The following is a 14,886-nucleotide window of genomic DNA, read 5'->3' as shown; positions in this document are numbered from 1 at the left end:
CCCCGTTTTGACTTACAGCGTCAAGGAAATTTTCTACACCCTGCAGGGCGAGGGCGCGCAGGCCGGCCGGCCGGCGGTGTTCTGCCGCTTCTCGGGCTGCAACCTGTGGTCCGGCCGCGAAAGCGACCGCGCCTCGGCGGTCTGCCAGTTCTGCGACACCGATTTCGTCGGCACCGATGGCGAACGCGGCGGCAAGTTTGCCGAAGCCGCGCAGCTCGCCGATGTAATCGATAGCCTGTGGCCGGCGAGCCATGCGCCGAGCAAGTATGTGGTCTTCACCGGCGGCGAGCCGCTGCTGCAGCTCGATGCTGCGCTGATCGATGCGATGCATGCGCGCGGCTTTGAGATTGCCATCGAAACCAATGGCACCATTCCCGTGCCCGATGGCGTGGACTGGATCTGCGTGAGCCCGAAGTTCGGCTCCGAGCTGAAGGTGAAAAAGGGCAGCGAGCTCAAGCTGGTGATACCGCAGCTGGGCCAGCGCCTGTCCGACTATGAAGGCCTGGACTTCCGGCATTTCTTCCTGCAGGCGATGGATGGCCCGCAGGCCGAAGCCAACACCCGGCTCGCGATCGAAACCTGCAAGGCCAATCCGAAATGGCGGCTGAGCCTGCAAACCCACAAACTGCTGCAGATACCGTAACCACTATGCTGACCATCACCCGCAAGCTGGAGTTCGACGCCGGCCACCGCATCCCCGATCACAAGAGCCAGTGCCGTAACCTGCATGGTCACCGCTACACCGTGGAAATCACCTTGACCGGCGCGGTCATCGATGTCGAAGGCAGTTCCGACAACGGCATGATCATGGACTTTTCCGATGTAAAGACGCTGGCCAAAGAGCACCTGGTCGATGTCTGGGACCATGCCTTTCTGGTTTATGAGAAGGACCATGCGGTGCGCGAATTCCTGCAATCGCTGCCCGGGCACAAGACCGTGGTGATCGATCGCATCCCCACCGTGGAAAATCTTGCGCAGACCGCGTTCGACATCCTGAAGGCTGCCTTCCATGACCGTTACGGCACTGGATTGAAACTCGCACGCCTAGTACTGCACGAAACGCCTAATTGCTGGGCCGAGATCACGGCCGAGGCATGAGCGCAGCGGACCGCGACATCGACTTGCAAGCTATCGACGCGCAGCACATGGCGCAGGCCATCGCGCAGGCGCGCAATGCCGAAGCGCTCGGTGAAGTGCCGGTGGGCGCGGTCGTGGTCAAGGATGGGCAGATCATCGCCACCGGCTATAACCATCCGATCGGCGCGCATGACCCGACGCTGCATGCCGAGATCGTTGCGCTGCGCAATGCCGCGCGCGCGCTTGGCAATTACCGCCTGCCGGGCTGCGAGCTGTACGTGACGCTGGAGCCCTGCGCAATGTGCGCCGGCGCGATGATGCATGCGCGCATTGCGCGCGTGGTGTATGGCGCTGCCGATCCGAAGACCGGTGCCTGCGGCTCGGTGCTGGATCTGTTCGCGCAGGAAAAGCTCAATCACCATACGGCCGTGGCCGGCGGCGTCATGGCCGAGGAATGCGGCATCTTGCTGAAGGAATTCTTTGCCGCGCGGCGACTTGCAGCGCGCGGCAAGCGGCAGGCCGTCGTGGCCGAGACCGAAGCCTCTGCGAACACGCTCATCGAGCCCGATCCCCGCGTTCCACCGATGGAGTCCTGATGCAGTCATCCACAATCAGCCCCGGCATTGCCATCGTGGCGCTTGGCGGCTACGCGCCCGACGAAGTCGCGTACCGCCGGGCACTCTCTGTACTGGAGTCGCGCGGCTTTGCGGTGCATGCGTATTACGACCCGGCGCGCAAACACCAGCGCTTCGGCGCGAGCGATGCACAGCGCCTGGCGATGCTGCATGCGGCCGCGCGCAATCCGGATGTGTCCATCGTGCTGGCGCTGCGCGGCGGCTATGGCATGTCGCGGCTGCTGTCGCGCATCGATTACACGCTGCTTGCGCACAGCGGCAAGCTCTTTGTCGGCCACAGCGATTTCACCGCGCTGCAGATGGGTCTGCTGGCGACGACCGGTGCGGCCAGCTTTGCCGGACCGATGGTCTGCGATGACTTCACGCGTGAGGACTTGAGCGACTACACGCTCGATCATTTCTTCGGCTGCATCGGCGCGCCGGAATGCGTTGTGCGCGGAGCCGCGCCGGGCAATCCCGCCATCGACGCGAGCGGCACGCTGTGGGGCGGCAACCTGGCGATGCTTACGCACCTGGCCGGCACACCGTATCTGCCACACATCGACGGCGGCATCCTGTTCGTCGAGGATGTGAACGAGCATCCGTACCGCGTCGAGCGCATGCTGCTGCAATTGCATCACGCTGGCGTGCTCAAGCGGCAGCGCGCGCTGCTGCTGGGCGACTTCTCGGCCTATCGGCTTTCCGACTATGACAACGGCTATGACTTCGACGCGATGCTGTCCTGGCTGCGCGCCGAACTGCCAATCCCGGTGCTGACCGGTCTGCCGTTCGGGCATGTGCGCGACAAGGTCACGCTTGCGGTGGGCGCGCATGCTCGACTCGTGTCGGATGGCGAAGGGTGGAGCCTGACGATGCGGGAATATCCGCATCTGTAATGTGAATGCGGTAACCATATTTCACGCGTTATACTTGGCCCCTTTCCCGATATCGTTTTCCGTGGAGGCTCGTCATGCTAGCCATACAACTGCCCAAAGACGTTGAAGCGCGGCTGGATGAGGTTGCGCAGCGTACCGGGCAGAGCAAGGAATTCCATGCCAGAGAAGCGATCATGGCGCACCTTGCAGACCTGGAAGACCTGTATCAAGCCGAGCAGATCGCTTTGAGGATACGCAGCGGAGAAGAAACAAGCTCGACACTGGACGACGTGGAGTCGCGGCTTGGCCTGGCGGATTGAGATTTCGGCCACTGCGGAAAAGCAGCTTGCCAGGCTTGACCGTCAGGTGGCAAAACGCATCATCGGTTTCCTGCGCGAACGTATCGCTCCCCTGGAGGACCCGCGCAGCATCGGACAGGCGCTCAGGGGCAGCGAGCTCGGTGAATTCTGGAAGTATCGGGTCGGCGACTGGCGCTTGATCTGCGAAATTCGTGACAGCCAAATCCTGATTACAGTGCTCAGCGCCGGCAACCGGCGCGATGTCTATCGCTAATCGTTGTGCAGATGGGGCCAGTCCCTGTCCGTCAAAGCACATCCGTAACGTCTTGTCGCGGGGCTGCGCCCTCATCCGTTGGCAGAACCCCACCCCCGCGCGTGATAAAATCCGCGCCTTCCTTTCAATCTCCCCCATTAGGATTTTCCCGTGCTGTCCACTGCGAATATCACCATGCAGTTCGGCCCCAAGCCGCTGTTTGAAAACGTTTCCGTCAAATTCGGCGAAGGCAACCGTTATGGCCTGATCGGCGCGAACGGTTGTGGCAAGTCGACCTTCATGAAGATCCTCGGCGGCGACCTCGAGCCCAGCTCCGGCAATGTGATGCTCGACGCCAACGAGCGCCTGGGCAAGCTGCGCCAGGACCAGTTCGCGTTCGAGGACATGCGCGTGCTCGACGTGGTCATGATGGGCCACACCGAGATGTGGGCCGCGATGGCCGAGCGCGACGCCATCTACGCCAATGCGGAAGCCACGGATGACGATTACATGCGCGCCGCCGACCTGGAGGCGAAGTTCGCCGAGTACGACGGCTACACCGCCGAAGCGCGCGCCGGCGAACTGCTGCTCGGCGTAGGCGTGCCGATCGAGCAGCACCAGGGACCAATGAGCAATGTCGCGCCGGGCTGGAAGTTGCGCGTGCTGCTGGCGCAGGCGCTGTTCTCGAATCCGGACATCCTGCTGCTCGATGAGCCGACCAACAACCTCGACATCAACACCATCCGCTGGCTCGAGGATGTGCTGAACCAGCGCAACTCGACGATGATCATCATCTCGCACGATCGTCACTTCCTGAACCAGGTCTGCACCCACATGGCCGACATGGATTACGGCACGCTGAAGATCTATCCGGGCAATTACGACGACTACATGCTGGCGTCGTCGCAGGCGCGCGCGCAGCAGTTGGCCGCCAATACCAAGGCCAAGGAAAAGGTCGCCGAGCTGCAGGACTTCGTGCGCCGCTTCTCAGCCAACAAGTCGAAGGCGCGCCAGGCGACGTCGCGCGCCAAGCAGATCGAGAAGATCAAGGTCGAGGACATCAAGCCGTCCAGCCGCGCCTATCCGTTCATCCGTTTCGAAGGCGAGAAGAAGCTGCATCGCCTCGCGGTGGAAGTGCAGGGCATCTCGAAGGCCTATGACCGCCAGCTGTTCAAGGACTTCAGCGTCAATGTCGAAGCCGGCGAGAAGATCGCCATCATCGGCGCCAACGGCGCGGGTAAGACGACTCTGCTGCGCTGCATAGGCGGCGAGGAAGTGTGCGGCGTGGCTGCGGATCGCGGCAACGTGAAGTGGGCCGAGAATGCCAATGTCGGCTACATGGCGCAGGACTTGAACGAGCAGTTCGACACCGACCGCACCCTTACCGAATGGATGGAGCTGTGCACCGGTGAAGGCGACGACGACCAGGCGGTGCGCTCCATACTCGGCCGGCTGCTGTTCTCCGGCGACGATGTGAAGAAGCCGGTGCGGGTGCTGTCCGGCGGCGAGAAGGGTCGCATGATGTACGGCAAGCTGATGCTGGGCCGGCACAATGTGCTGCTGATGGACGAGCCGACCAACCACATGGACATGGAATCGATCGAGGCGCTCAACATCGCCTTGCAGAAGTATGCGGGCACGCTGATCTTCGTTTCGCATGACCGCGAGTTCGTGTCTTCGCTGGCCACGCGCATCCTCGAAGTGAAGGATGGCGAAGTCATCGACTTCCAGGGCTCTTACGAGGACTATCTCTCCAGCCAGGGCATCGAGTAATATCGCTCCTTTCGCACGCCCCGGTAATGCCATTTCGAAACGGCATGCCGGGGCGGTTTCATGTCCACGGCCACTACCGCATCAATGAAGCCGCTATTCAAATTCATCCTTTCCCTGCTTCTCGCCGTCGTGCTGCTGCTCGTCGGCGTTTTCTTCTGGTATCGCGGCGCAACGCAGCCGCAGCTCTCGGGCCGCATGCAATTACCCGGCCTCGAGCAGCCGGTCGATGTCGTGCGCGATGCCGAGGGCGTGCCGCATATCTATGCGAAGTCGGCGCATGACGCTTACTTTGCGCTGGGCGTGGTCCATGCGCAGGACCGGCTGTGGCAGATGGAAATGAACCGGCGCATCGCGGCCGGCACGCTGTCCGAAGTGCTGGGCCCGAAGGCGCTCGACACCGACCGTTTCCTGCGCACGCTGGGCGTGCGCCGCAACGCCGCGGCGATCGTGCGCCATCTTGCGCCGGATTCGCGCGCGGCGCTGGAAGCCTATGCCGATGGCGTGAACCGCTACCTGGAGCAGCGCAGCGGCCCGCTGCCGCCGGAATTCCTGCTGACGGGCGCGCCGGCGCCGGCGCGCTGGGAACCGGCCGATTCAATCGCCTGGCAAACGATGATGGCCTGGGACCTGTCGGCAAACTGGACTCAGGAATTGCTGCGCATGCGCCTGGCGCAGCGCATGGACATGCAGCACATCGAAGCCTTCCTGCCGCCGTATCCGGGCGATGCGCCATTGAAGACGCGCGACCTCACCGAGCTGTATCGCTCAATGGCAGGCGCCACCGAGCAACTGGAAAAGGTCTCGCGCATCGCGCCGCCGTCGCTGGTGGAAGGCATGGGATCGAATAACTGGGTCGTTGGCGGCGCGCGCAGCAAGACCGGTAAGCCACTCCTGGCCAACGATCCGCATCTCGGCCTGTCAGCGCCGGCCCTGTGGTACTTCGCACATCTATCGGCGCCGGGCCTGAACGTGATCGGCGCGACGCTGCCCGGCCTGCCGCTGGTGGTGCTCGGCCACAATGACCGCATCGCCTGGGGCTTTACCAATACCGCGCCGGATGTGCAGGACTTGTTCATCGAAGCGGTCGACGAAGACAATCCGGCGCGCTACCGCACTCCGGAAGGCTGGGCCAATTTCAACACTCGCAATGAAACCATCCGCGTCAAGGGCCAGCCGGACGTGCAGATGACGGTGCGCGAATCGCGCCATGGCCCGATCATTTCCGGCGCGCTGCCGCTGGTGGATCGCGCGCCTGTCGACGCGCGCCGCAACGTGATCGCCTTCTCCTGGACCGCGCTGCGCCCGGACGACATGAGCTTCCAGGCCGGGCTGCGGCTGGACCGCGCCCATAACTGGGATGAGTTCGTCGGCGCGCTGCGCGACTTCGGCGCGCCGGAACAGAACATGGTGTATGCGGACGTGGACGGCAACATCGGTTTCATCGCGCCCGGCAAGGTGCCGGTGCGCCGCGCCGACAATGATCTGAAGGGCCTCGCGCCGGCGCCCGGCTGGGACGAGCGCTACGACTGGCAGGGCTTCATCCCCTTCGATGAACTGCCGCGTGAGTTCAATCCGAAGTCGCAGCAGGTGGTGACTGCCAACCAGAAGATCGTCGGCCCGGCCTATCCGCATTTCCTGACCAGCGAATGGACGCTGCCTTACCGCGCCACCCGCATCACCGACCTGCTTGATGCAAAGCCGCAGCATGACCTCGACAGCTTTGCCGCGATCCAGAAGGACACGCTGTCGCTGGCGGCGACGCAATTGCTGCCCTTCCTGCTGAAGACCCAGCCGCGCTCGGATGCCGCGCGCGATGCGCTTGCGGCGCTGTCGAAGTGGCATGGCGAGATGGCGGCCGACCGTTTCGAGCCTCTGATCTACAACGCCTGGACCCGTGAGCTGTCACGCGCCTTGTTTGCGCGGCCGCTGGGCGACGCATTGATGAAGGATTTCTGGGACCACCGCAATGTGCACCAGCCGATGGTCGACGCGATGAAGACCATGGATGCGGGCAATCTGTGGTGTTCCGGCGCCCAGGCGCCGAAAGGCAATCTGCCGCGCTGCGCAGAGGTGCTGTCGGCATCGCTCGATGCTGCGCTGGCGGATATGCAAAAGCGTTATGGCGCCGACATGCATGCCTGGCGCTGGGGCGAGGCACATATTGCCCTGTCGGAGCATCGGCCGTTCGACAAAGTGCCGGCGCTGGCGAAGTATTTCGATATCGCCGTGCCGTCGCCGGGCGACACCTACACCGTCGATGTCGGTCGCAACAATTTCCGCGACGACGCGGCGCCCTTCGTCAACCACCATGCTCCGAGCCTGCGCGCTTTATACGACCTGTCGAACCTGGAGAATTCGCGCTTCATGCATTCGACCGGGCAATCAGGCAACCTGTTTTCGCCGCTGTACCGCAACCTGAGTCAGCGCTGGGTCGATGTGCAATACCTGCCCATGCGCACCGTGCGTGCCGAGGTCGAACGCGGCGGGCTGGGCACGCTGACACTGGCGCCCTGAGCGCCTGGCCGCGGCCTGCCGTGCAGGGCCGCCGCGCCCGAATGCTTCAGCCATGCTCCTTTTCCCGCAGCGCGCCTCGCGGGCTTGGCGGCGCGACGCCATGCTGGCGCGGCGATGCGGCGCTGGCGACCGGCGACGGCGCCGCTGCCGAAGCACTGTCTGCGTTGCGCGTCGCGGCGGTCGATTGTGGCACGGGGGTTGAGCTTGCTGGAGTGTCGTTGCCGCGTTTGCCGCGCGATGCCTCGCGTGCGAGCTTGCGCGGCGTGCGCGCATTCGCCGAGAAGTGACGAATGCGCTTGGCCGCAAGCGTAGGTTCCGATTCGTGCGGCGAGCCCAGCGGCGCGGCGATCTCGGATTTCGGTCTTTGCGGCGACATCGGACTGGAGGTGGCGCGCTCGCGGCCAGTGTGGGGGCTGGCTGCGCCAGGATCATCGACCAGCGCGTCGATTCGGGATGCCAAGTCGCGCAGCTTTTCCTTGAATGCGCGTTCGATTCGGCAAGGGATTGGACTGTCGGCGCCGGGGAAAAGTCGGACGATCCGCGACAGGTGCTGGGCGCGAAATTCCGCAAGCGCACTTGCGGCTCGCCGTAGCGCCGATTGGCATCCGATTCCATCGCCAGCGTTGGCACAACGCGAAGCCTGCATCAGTTGCTCGGAAATGCGCGCAAAGGAAGCGAGCGCCTTTGTGCACGAGGACTCGCCGTAATTGGTACGGTGTTTCGGCTTATCCAACATGCCTTTCAACTCCTTCAGCAATGGACCGAACTGCTCGGTGATGATGGTCGCGACCTCGCTCCTTACCTTCGACAAGAAAATCTGCTCCGGGCCGGATGAACCGGGCGTCCGAGCGGTCGCATTCCTTGGCGAAGCAGGGGGCGTAGATGGCAGCGTGAGCGTATGGCTGCCTGTCGTCGTAAAGAATGCGGCTGATGAACCGATTGCGGTGCTTGTGCCCGCAGCGCCGACGCAAGCTGTCGCGGTCGCCGAAGCGCTTGGCGCAGCGTCATTCCGCGCGAGCAGTGCCGACAGGTGCTGCTGAATCGTCTGCAGACAGGCTGCAATGAGCGCCTGCCGCTTGTCCTTATCCTGGCCCGCAGCCTGCGCGTCGGTTTGCCCGGAAGCGGCAAGGCGCGCCAGGGCTTTGTCCAGCACGAGCAAGCTTTCGCAGGCGGCGCTGACAAATTCGGGGTTGTCCATCGATGCCACCGTTGCGGACAAGCCTGGCCTCGGCTGCTCTGACTTGGCATCCGGGTCACTGAAGCTTTCATCGGGTGACCAGAAGATGAAAGAGAACTTCTGCTCGGTTTCGCGCTTGGCATATTCAGCGCGCCTCTCTTGCGGGTTTGCATACGGCGAATCCGGCGCATCCTTTTCCATGGACGAGGGCATGAAACCCGTCGTTGCCGTCGGACCGGATCGCAATGTCGGAGGTGGATACGGCGATGGCGAGGCTGATGCCGATGTGGACACGGCGTTTGAAGTCACTTGTTTGAACGAGGACGATACAGGAGGCGTTTCTGACGAATTCATGGTTGTTGCGCCTGGTTGTGGCATGCCGTGAGCGGCATGCCCGTCAAGAGGGATGTGGCAATGCCATTCCGCCGCTGCCGGACGGCTTGCCATGAGGTCGTTAATGGAAGTCGGCAAGGGGCCGCGAGCCTTCTGCGGGCAGACGGCGCAGAAATACATCGCAGCGCCCTGCAAACCATGCCCTGCGGCTTCGGGGGCATCATGAGCTGGCGGCGATCGTGCAGGCTCTACCGCTTGGCCGGCTTGCCACGCCAGGCTGGTGGCAGTTGATGCAGCCAGTACTGGAGCTTGCCTGGTCACGATTTAGCGCTGGCCTTTTTCCTTTTCCGTGCGCGGTCTGCTTCCGAACGAACGCTGCCGGACTGCCTCCGCCTCCGCCAGCAGCCTGTCGATTTCCGCTGTCGCCGAGTAAGCAGAGGCTTCACCACTCGGCACCGAAGAACCGCTGCCGGATGACGCCGTCAAGGCCACGGGCTGGGTATATCGATCCGGCACGTTGCGGATATCAATTCCCAGTTCGTCGGCACGCGTCCTGCGCACATGTCCTGCGTCCTGAGGCTGACTGCTGGCGGATGAGCTGCGCCCCTTGCCCGGCGTCGGATCGGTGGCATTCACGGGGCCGGACGCGTTACTGCTGACGGTTGTCACACTGACCCTGAATTTTCGAGGGCTTTGCGGGCGTCCTCCGCGAGGCTGCGAAAGTCCAAGCAGCACAGAGCCGCTGCGACGACTGGAGGTGGGCGCATCATCGGCGTCCGAACCCGGCGCTGCTGGCATGCGCGGCGACCGTTCATGCGTATGCGCGGTCGACGATGCAGTCGACGACAACGCGGCCGTGGTGCCGACGATGGGTGTCGAAGCGCTTGGCATGCCCGAAGTGCTTGAAGTGCTTGAAGTGCTTGAAGTGCTTGAAGTGCTTGAAGTGCTCGAAGCGCTTGTATTGGAAGGGCTTGCGGAGGAAAGCTGCGCTTTCTCAAGGTTCAGCAGAGGAACCCTGGACGACGAAGATTGTGACCTGTGATGCTCGAAACGGGGCGAGTGCCCACTCTGGCGGGAAGGACGATGCGTTTTCCAAGTGCCCTGCGGCTCCTGCTTTTCCATGCCGGCATTTTTCGATGCTTGCCCCGGAGACAGCGTATCGGTCTTGCGCGCCGCCTTGGCTGGCTTCTCTTCGAGATCCGGGCCATTTTTGCCACCGGGCGTGCGCTTCATGCCTCGGCTTTCCCCATCGGCGTCGACGCTCTCTGACACTGAACTTTCTTCGTCGCAAAAAAGCTCAGCGTAAGCGGGGGGCGGGGAGGAGGGAGACTGCGTTGTACTCGTTGCCAAGGATGAACCGCATGCGCCGGATTTTTCAGCATCGTCATTGCCAGGCGCATCGTGTCGCCCAACCTGCGCGTCTGCGCCTCCCTGCGGGCTCATGCCCTCGGAGGCGCTGTTGCGGCGACTTGCCAATGTGACCTTTCCTGTCGCCGATCCTCTGGGTGTGGTGGCGGTATTCCAGCGCGGGGATTCATTTCCGGAAGTGGCTTCCGACGAGGAAGGCTGGGGCCCATGGTTATTGCTGCGTGGCGAGGCCGGTGCGACCATGCCCGGTCTGGCCTCGGGCGTTTTCAGGGTAGGCACCTGGCCCTGGCCCGAGGAGGAGGGCAATGCCTGCTGATCGATTGGGCCGGCCTTCGGTACGACGCCACCTTGAGGCGGTGGTGCGCCGGTAAGTTGCGTGGAAAGCATTACCCTCGAACCCGACGGAGTCTGGGTGGCAGAAGTGAAGCTGCTTGCCATTTTTGGTGTCCTTTACTGTGAGGAAATGATCAAAAGTTAAACGCATGTGGATGTGACAAACCGGGGGCTATGTAACCCGACTTCGATCAGGGTTCCTGAGCTTGGAGCAGTGAATTCGAGCGCCGCACGATTCGCGGGCTTCTTGAAATTGCGCAAAACGAAGGAGAAGCGCTGTACTGACGGGTTCGGCGTGGCAGCCTTGAGCCACGCTTGCGAATACGGGCTAGTGTCGCAAGCTGTGGTTCAAGCCATCTCGGCCAGCAAGACCCGGTAGCGGCTGTTTTCGCGCAGCAATGCCTCGGCATCGGCAGCAGACAGCGCGGTGGAGAAGTAAAAGCCCTGGCCGAGGCGGCAGCCGAGATTGCGCAAGGCCAGCATTTGCTGGCGCGACTCGATGCCTTCAGCAACCGTGTCCAGACCGAGCATGCGCGCCAGTGTCAGGATAAGCTGCACGATCTCGACATCGTTGCGATCGCGTCCCAGGCCGCGCACGAAGGCGCGGTCTATTTTCAGCACATCGATGGGCAGGCGCTGCAGATAGGCCAGTGAGGAATAGCCGGTGCCAAAATCGTCGAGCGCCAGCCGCAAGCCCAGGCTCTTGAGCATGGCCAGGTTTTCGATGGTCTGCGTCGGGTTGGCCATGGCCGAGGTCTCGGTCAGCTCGAGCTCGATGCAAGCGGGATCAACTCCGGTGCGCTGCAGAATCTGCGCCACCTCCTGCAGGAAGGAAGCGTGCATTAACTGGCGCATCGACACGTTCACGCCGAGGTGCAGCGGCGTCTCGCGCGGATAAGCCTGGTGCCAGGCCTTGAGCTGCATGCAGGCCTGTTCCAGCGCCCACATGCCGATCGGCACCACCATGCCCGAGTTCTCGGCGATGGGTATGAAGTCATCGGGCGAAATCTGCCCGTACTGCGGGCTGTTCCAGCGCATCAGTAATTCAAAGCCGGTCAGCGTGCCGTCGGCAAGCGAGACCTGAGGCTGATACACCAGCGCCAGTTCATGCCGTTCAAGCGCAAAGCGCAGCGCCACGTCCATTTGCGCGCGCCGCGTGGCCGAGCGCTGCAGCGCCGCGTCGAAGACTTCGATACGGTTGCGGCCCCGATCCTTGGCCTGATACATCGCTGCGTCGGCATCGCGGATCAGTTCGGACGGGCTGCGTTGCTCGGGCAGCAGTCCGGCAATGCCGATGCTGGCGTGAATCCTGACCTCGATATCCTCGACCACGATTGGCTGCTCGATGCGTTGCAGCAGATCATCGGCGCGCCGGCGCGCCTCTTCCAGCGGCGCGTACACCAGGATGGCGAATTCATCGCTGCCGAAGCGCGAGACCACGTCCGGCGGCGGGAACAGTTCGGCAACACGCCGCGTGATTTCGAGCAGGCAGCGGTCGCCGACATCATGGCCGTGGATATCGTTGACGTTCTTGAAGGAATCGAGGTCGCAGTACAGCACCGTGAGCTTCTCGTCGGGCTCGCCGGCGGCGATATGGTCGGCGATCAGCTTGAGCAGATAGCGCCGGTTTGGCAGGCCGGTGAGCGGGTCGTGCAGTGCGAGATGCTCCAGGCGCATCTCGTACTCCTTGCTTTCGGTGACATCGCGGGTGATGCCGAGCATGCCCGAAGTCGCGCCGGTGGCATCGCGCAGCGGGTACTTGAAAGTGCGATACCAGCGTTCGGCTGCGCCGTCGGCCGCGTCGCGCACTTCGAGGTTTTCGATCGGCACGCCGGTGCGAATCACCTGCATGTCCTGATTATGGAAGCGTTGCGCCATCTCGAGCGGGCCGAGGTCGCGCCCTTTGCGCTTTTGCGCTTCGAACACATCCTTGACCGTCCTGCCCTTCAACTGCGCATCGGAAAGGTTGCCGACTCCCTTCTGGAAACTGGCATTGCTGATCGTGAAGCGGCCGTCGCGGTCCTTCGCATAAATCATCGCCGGGTTCAAATCGAGCACCGCGCGCAGCAGCTCATGCTCCTGCTGCAGCTTGTGCTCGGCTTCGATGCGGGCTGACACATCCTCCATCGAAAACACCATGCCGTTGATGGCCGGATCCTGCAGCATGTTGTAGCCGCGTACTTCCATCCACACCCAATGGCCATCTTTGTGCCTGACGCGCAGCATCATGCGCGCGCTGTTGATGCGACCGCGGCGCAACAGGCGCAGCTTGCGATTGCGTTCGGCCAGGTCTTCGGGATGGATTTCCGGCATGCGGCCCTGTTCCATCTCGCGCGGCGTGTAGCCGAGCACATCGGCAATGACCGGGTTGGCGAACTGCACTTCGAATCGCTTGCTGGTGATCAGAAACACATGACGCGCCGCGCGCGCGATCACATTGAAGCGGCGCTCGTTCAAGAGCGCCTGCTCCAGATGCGCGACATTCGTCGCCAGCGCATTCGATAGCCAGACCGACAGCAGGCCGACGAAGACCGTCACGAAAAAGCCGGGCAGCCAAAGCTCGGGCTGCACAGGATTCGTCGCGCTGGCCAGCGATCCGACCGAGGCCAGCACGAGCACCGACACCATCGACAGCCGTGCTTCCAGCACCAGCGGAAACACGCCGGCCAGCGCGATCCACCACGGCAGGTCCTGCAGCGGCACCTCGGACTGCAGCGACAGCAGCCCGAGCGCGCCGCAGGTGGCCAGCAGTTCGAGCAGGATATGGCGCGGGCTCATCAGCAGCAGCTTCGGCCGCAGATAGCGCATCAGCGCAGAGACGGTCAGCGGCGCCAGTACGCACAACGCGATCCACACCGGGCGCCCGGGAGGGTGGCCGCCGATGAGCACGACGACGGCGATCTGAAACAGCAGCGATACATACAGGAACAGCGAGGCGGCCCGGAAGATATCCAGGCCGGTGCCGATCGCGCCGATTCTTCCCAGCTTCGCTTTCATTGGCTTGCCGTCACCGGCCGCACCCTGGCGGCCGCCTCCCTGGCGCGTTCACGCGCGGCGTTCACATCGCCTGCCGCGGCCAGCGCCACGCCCATGCGCCGTCGCGCGAAGGACTGCGGCTTGCCGAACAGCCGCACATCGGCGCCGGGCACGCGCAGCGCCTCGGCCACGCCTTCGAAAGCAATGCCGGCCGCGTCATGCTGGCCATAGATGACCGCCGAAGCCGCGCTCGTGCGCAGGCTCGTATCCACTGGCAGCCCGAGTATGGCGCGCGCATGCAGTTCGAATTCGGACAAGACCTGGCTGGCCATGGTAACCATGCCGGTGTCATGGGGCCGCGGGCTGACTTCCGAAAACCAGACTTCATCGTCCCTGACAAACAATTCCACGCCAAAGATGCCCAGGCCGCCGAGCTCATCGGTGACCTTCTTCGCGATTTCCTGCGCGCGGTGCAGCGCCTGCGAGGACATCGGCTGCGGCTGCCAGGACTCCACGTAATCGCCGCGCACCTGCAGATGGCCGATCGGTTCACAGAAGCTGGTGACCGGGACGTCGTTCTCATCGATGGAACGCACCGTCAGCAGCGTGATCTCGAAATCGAAATCGATGGCGCCCTCAACGATCACTCGGCCGGCATCGACCCTGCCTCCGGCGGCGGCATAGGCCCAGGCATCCTCGATGCCGCTGGCGTCATCCAGTCGCGACTGGCCCTTGCCGGACGAAGACATTACCGGCTTGATGAAGCACGGAAAGCCAATTTCCGCGCAGGCATCCTTCAATTCCTGGAGGCTGCCGGCGAAGCGGTATGGCGAAGTCGGCAGGCCAAGCTGCTCGGCGGCCAGGCGGCGTATGCCTTCGCGATTCATGGTCAACCACGCGGCGCGCGCGGTCGGGATCACCGTGGCTCGGCCTTCGGCTTCCAGCTCAAGCAGCGTTTCGGTGGCGATGGCTTCGATTTCCGGAACGATCAGGTCCGGGTTTTCCTGCTCGATCAGCGCGGCCAGCGCGACGCCGTCGGTCATGTTGATCACATGGGCCCGGTGCGCGACCTGCTGCCCGGGCGCATCGGCATAACGGTCGACCGCGATGGTTTCCACGCCGAGGCGTTGCAACGCGATGATGACTTCCTTGCCGAGTTCGCCCGCACCCAGCAGCATGACGCGGGTGGCGGATGCGGACAGCGGAGTACCGATGCGGTGAATGATTTTCATGGCGAAATGGTGCGAGAGAAGATGAGCGTTTCAACCCTGGATTGTAGAGCGAATGGCCGCAT

General features: G+C 63.2%; 15 protein-coding genes. 11 read left to right on the top strand and 4 right to left on the bottom strand.

The genetic code is table 11. The features are described 5' to 3' along the window. The first annotated feature begins 7 nt into the window (after nucleotides 1-7). The 8 genes from queE to JJB74_RS14045 all read left to right on the top strand — a co-directional run bounded on the left by queE (nucleotide 8) and on the right by JJB74_RS14045 (nucleotide 7,405). A complete protein-coding gene (gene queE / locus JJB74_RS14080) occupies nucleotides 8-643 on the top strand; it encodes a 7-carboxy-7-deazaguanine synthase (RefSeq protein WP_200592517.1) in 636 nt (211 codons plus the stop codon). A gap of 5 nt (nucleotides 644-648) precedes the next feature. Continuing rightward, a complete protein-coding gene (gene queD / locus JJB74_RS14075; RefSeq protein ID WP_200592516.1) occupies nucleotides 649-1,098 on the top strand; it encodes a 6-carboxytetrahydropterin synthase QueD in 450 nt (149 codons plus the stop codon). After that, nucleotides 1,095-1,673 carry a tRNA adenosine(34) deaminase TadA gene (gene tadA, locus JJB74_RS14070; protein WP_200592515.1) on the top strand — a complete coding sequence of 193 codons (579 nt, stop codon included), beginning with the start codon at nucleotides 1,095-1,097 and terminating at the stop codon, nucleotides 1,671-1,673. Before queD ends, tadA begins: the two co-directional genes overlap by 4 nt. After that, nucleotides 1,673-2,587 (top strand): muramoyltetrapeptide carboxypeptidase, encoded by a 915-nt coding sequence (gene ldcA, locus JJB74_RS14065; protein WP_200592514.1) that lies wholly within the window; start codon nucleotides 1,673-1,675, stop codon nucleotides 2,585-2,587. Before tadA ends, ldcA begins: the two co-directional genes overlap by 1 nt. A 74-nt stretch (nucleotides 2,588-2,661) precedes the next feature. After that, nucleotides 2,662-2,886 carry a type II toxin-antitoxin system RelB family antitoxin gene (gene relB / locus JJB74_RS14060; protein WP_200592513.1) on the top strand — a complete coding sequence of 75 codons (225 nt, stop codon included), beginning with the start codon at nucleotides 2,662-2,664 and terminating at the stop codon, nucleotides 2,884-2,886. Further along, entirely contained in the window at nucleotides 2,870-3,139 is a 270-nt protein-coding gene (locus tag JJB74_RS14055; protein WP_200592512.1) for a type II toxin-antitoxin system RelE family toxin, read from the top strand. Before relB ends, JJB74_RS14055 begins: the two co-directional genes overlap by 17 nt. A 150-nt stretch (nucleotides 3,140-3,289) precedes the next feature. After that, the gene (locus tag JJB74_RS14050) at nucleotides 3,290-4,891 is read left to right on the top strand and encodes an ABC-F family ATPase (protein WP_200592511.1); all 1,602 of its coding nucleotides are present in this window, start codon (nucleotides 3,290-3,292) and stop codon (nucleotides 4,889-4,891) included. A gap of 60 nt (nucleotides 4,892-4,951) precedes the next feature. Then, complete coding sequence (locus JJB74_RS14045) at nucleotides 4,952-7,405, top strand: penicillin acylase family protein (RefSeq protein WP_234484174.1); 2,454 nt, start codon at nucleotides 4,952-4,954, stop codon at nucleotides 7,403-7,405. A gap of 46 nt (nucleotides 7,406-7,451) precedes the next feature. Here the strand turns inward: JJB74_RS14045 and JJB74_RS14040 are convergent, their stop codons facing one another. Beyond that, nucleotides 7,452-8,795 carry a hypothetical protein gene (locus tag JJB74_RS14040; RefSeq protein WP_200592510.1) on the bottom strand — a complete coding sequence of 448 codons (1,344 nt, stop codon included), beginning with the start codon at nucleotides 8,793-8,795 and terminating at the stop codon, nucleotides 7,452-7,454. Between JJB74_RS14040 and JJB74_RS14035 the strand changes: the two genes are divergently transcribed. Beyond that, nucleotides 8,794-8,967, top strand: coding sequence for a hypothetical protein (locus JJB74_RS14035; protein ID WP_200592509.1), 174 nt, complete (start codon nucleotides 8,794-8,796; stop codon nucleotides 8,965-8,967). The genes JJB74_RS14040 and JJB74_RS14035 overlap by 2 nt on opposite strands. 272 nt (nucleotides 8,968-9,239) lie before the next feature. Here JJB74_RS14035 and JJB74_RS14030 read toward each other — a convergent pair whose 3' ends face one another. Further along, a complete protein-coding gene (locus JJB74_RS14030; RefSeq protein ID WP_200592508.1) occupies nucleotides 9,240-9,551 on the bottom strand; it encodes a hypothetical protein in 312 nt (103 codons plus the stop codon). A 160-nt stretch (nucleotides 9,552-9,711) separates the two neighbouring features. Between JJB74_RS14030 and JJB74_RS14025 the strand changes: the two genes are divergently transcribed. Both JJB74_RS14025 and JJB74_RS14020 read left to right on the top strand, forming a co-directional pair. Then, nucleotides 9,712-9,957 (top strand): hypothetical protein, encoded by a 246-nt coding sequence (locus tag JJB74_RS14025; protein WP_200592507.1) that lies wholly within the window; start codon nucleotides 9,712-9,714, stop codon nucleotides 9,955-9,957. A 417-nt stretch (nucleotides 9,958-10,374) separates the two neighbouring features. Further along, a complete protein-coding gene (locus tag JJB74_RS14020; RefSeq protein WP_200592506.1) occupies nucleotides 10,375-10,599 on the top strand; it encodes a hypothetical protein in 225 nt (74 codons plus the stop codon). Between the two features lie 365 nt (nucleotides 10,600-10,964). Here JJB74_RS14020 and JJB74_RS14015 read toward each other — a convergent pair whose 3' ends face one another. Then, nucleotides 10,965-13,613 carry a putative bifunctional diguanylate cyclase/phosphodiesterase gene (locus JJB74_RS14015; protein ID WP_200592505.1) on the bottom strand — a complete coding sequence of 883 codons (2,649 nt, stop codon included), beginning with the start codon at nucleotides 13,611-13,613 and terminating at the stop codon, nucleotides 10,965-10,967. Beyond that, on the bottom strand, nucleotides 13,610-14,824 hold the full coding sequence (gene purT, locus JJB74_RS14010) for a formate-dependent phosphoribosylglycinamide formyltransferase (RefSeq protein ID WP_200592504.1): 1,215 nt from the start codon (nucleotides 14,822-14,824) through the stop codon (nucleotides 13,610-13,612). The genes JJB74_RS14015 and purT overlap by 4 nt, the downstream gene beginning before the upstream one ends. Nucleotides 14,825-14,886 lie beyond the last annotated feature (62 nt).

Source organism: Noviherbaspirillum pedocola (assembly GCF_016632335.1).
Classification (GTDB): domain Bacteria; phylum Pseudomonadota; class Gammaproteobacteria; order Burkholderiales; family Burkholderiaceae_D; genus Noviherbaspirillum_A; species Noviherbaspirillum_A pedocola.
Note: the sequence above shows the minus strand (reverse complement) of the source record. Positions and strands in the feature narration are given on the sequence as shown.

What these genes read in the sequence shown, in the direction of transcription:
- relB (WP_200592513.1), top strand. Translation starts at nt 2,662, where the DNA reads ATGCTAGCCATACAACTGCCCAAAGACGTTGAAGCGCGGCTGGATGAG.
- JJB74_RS14025 (WP_200592507.1), top strand. Translation starts at nt 9,712, where the DNA reads ATGCGCGGCGACCGTTCATGCGTATGCGCGGTCGACGATGCAGTCGAC.
- tadA (WP_200592515.1), top strand. Translation starts at nt 1,095, where the DNA reads ATGAGCGCAGCGGACCGCGACATCGACTTGCAAGCTATCGACGCGCAG.
- JJB74_RS14045 (WP_234484174.1), top strand. Translation starts at nt 4,952, where the DNA reads ATGTCCACGGCCACTACCGCATCAATGAAGCCGCTATTCAAATTCATC.
- JJB74_RS14040 (WP_200592510.1), bottom strand. Translation starts at nt 8,795, where the DNA reads ATGCCCTCGTCCATGGAAAAGGATGCGCCGGATTCGCCGTATGCAAAC.
- JJB74_RS14035 (WP_200592509.1), top strand. Translation starts at nt 8,794, where the DNA reads ATGAAACCCGTCGTTGCCGTCGGACCGGATCGCAATGTCGGAGGTGGA.
- ldcA (WP_200592514.1), top strand. Translation starts at nt 1,673, where the DNA reads ATGCAGTCATCCACAATCAGCCCCGGCATTGCCATCGTGGCGCTTGGC.
- queD (WP_200592516.1), top strand. Translation starts at nt 649, where the DNA reads ATGCTGACCATCACCCGCAAGCTGGAGTTCGACGCCGGCCACCGCATC.
- purT (WP_200592504.1), bottom strand. Translation starts at nt 14,824, where the DNA reads ATGAAAATCATTCACCGCATCGGTACTCCGCTGTCCGCATCCGCCACC.
- JJB74_RS14015 (WP_200592505.1), bottom strand. Translation starts at nt 13,613, where the DNA reads ATGAAAGCGAAGCTGGGAAGAATCGGCGCGATCGGCACCGGCCTGGAT.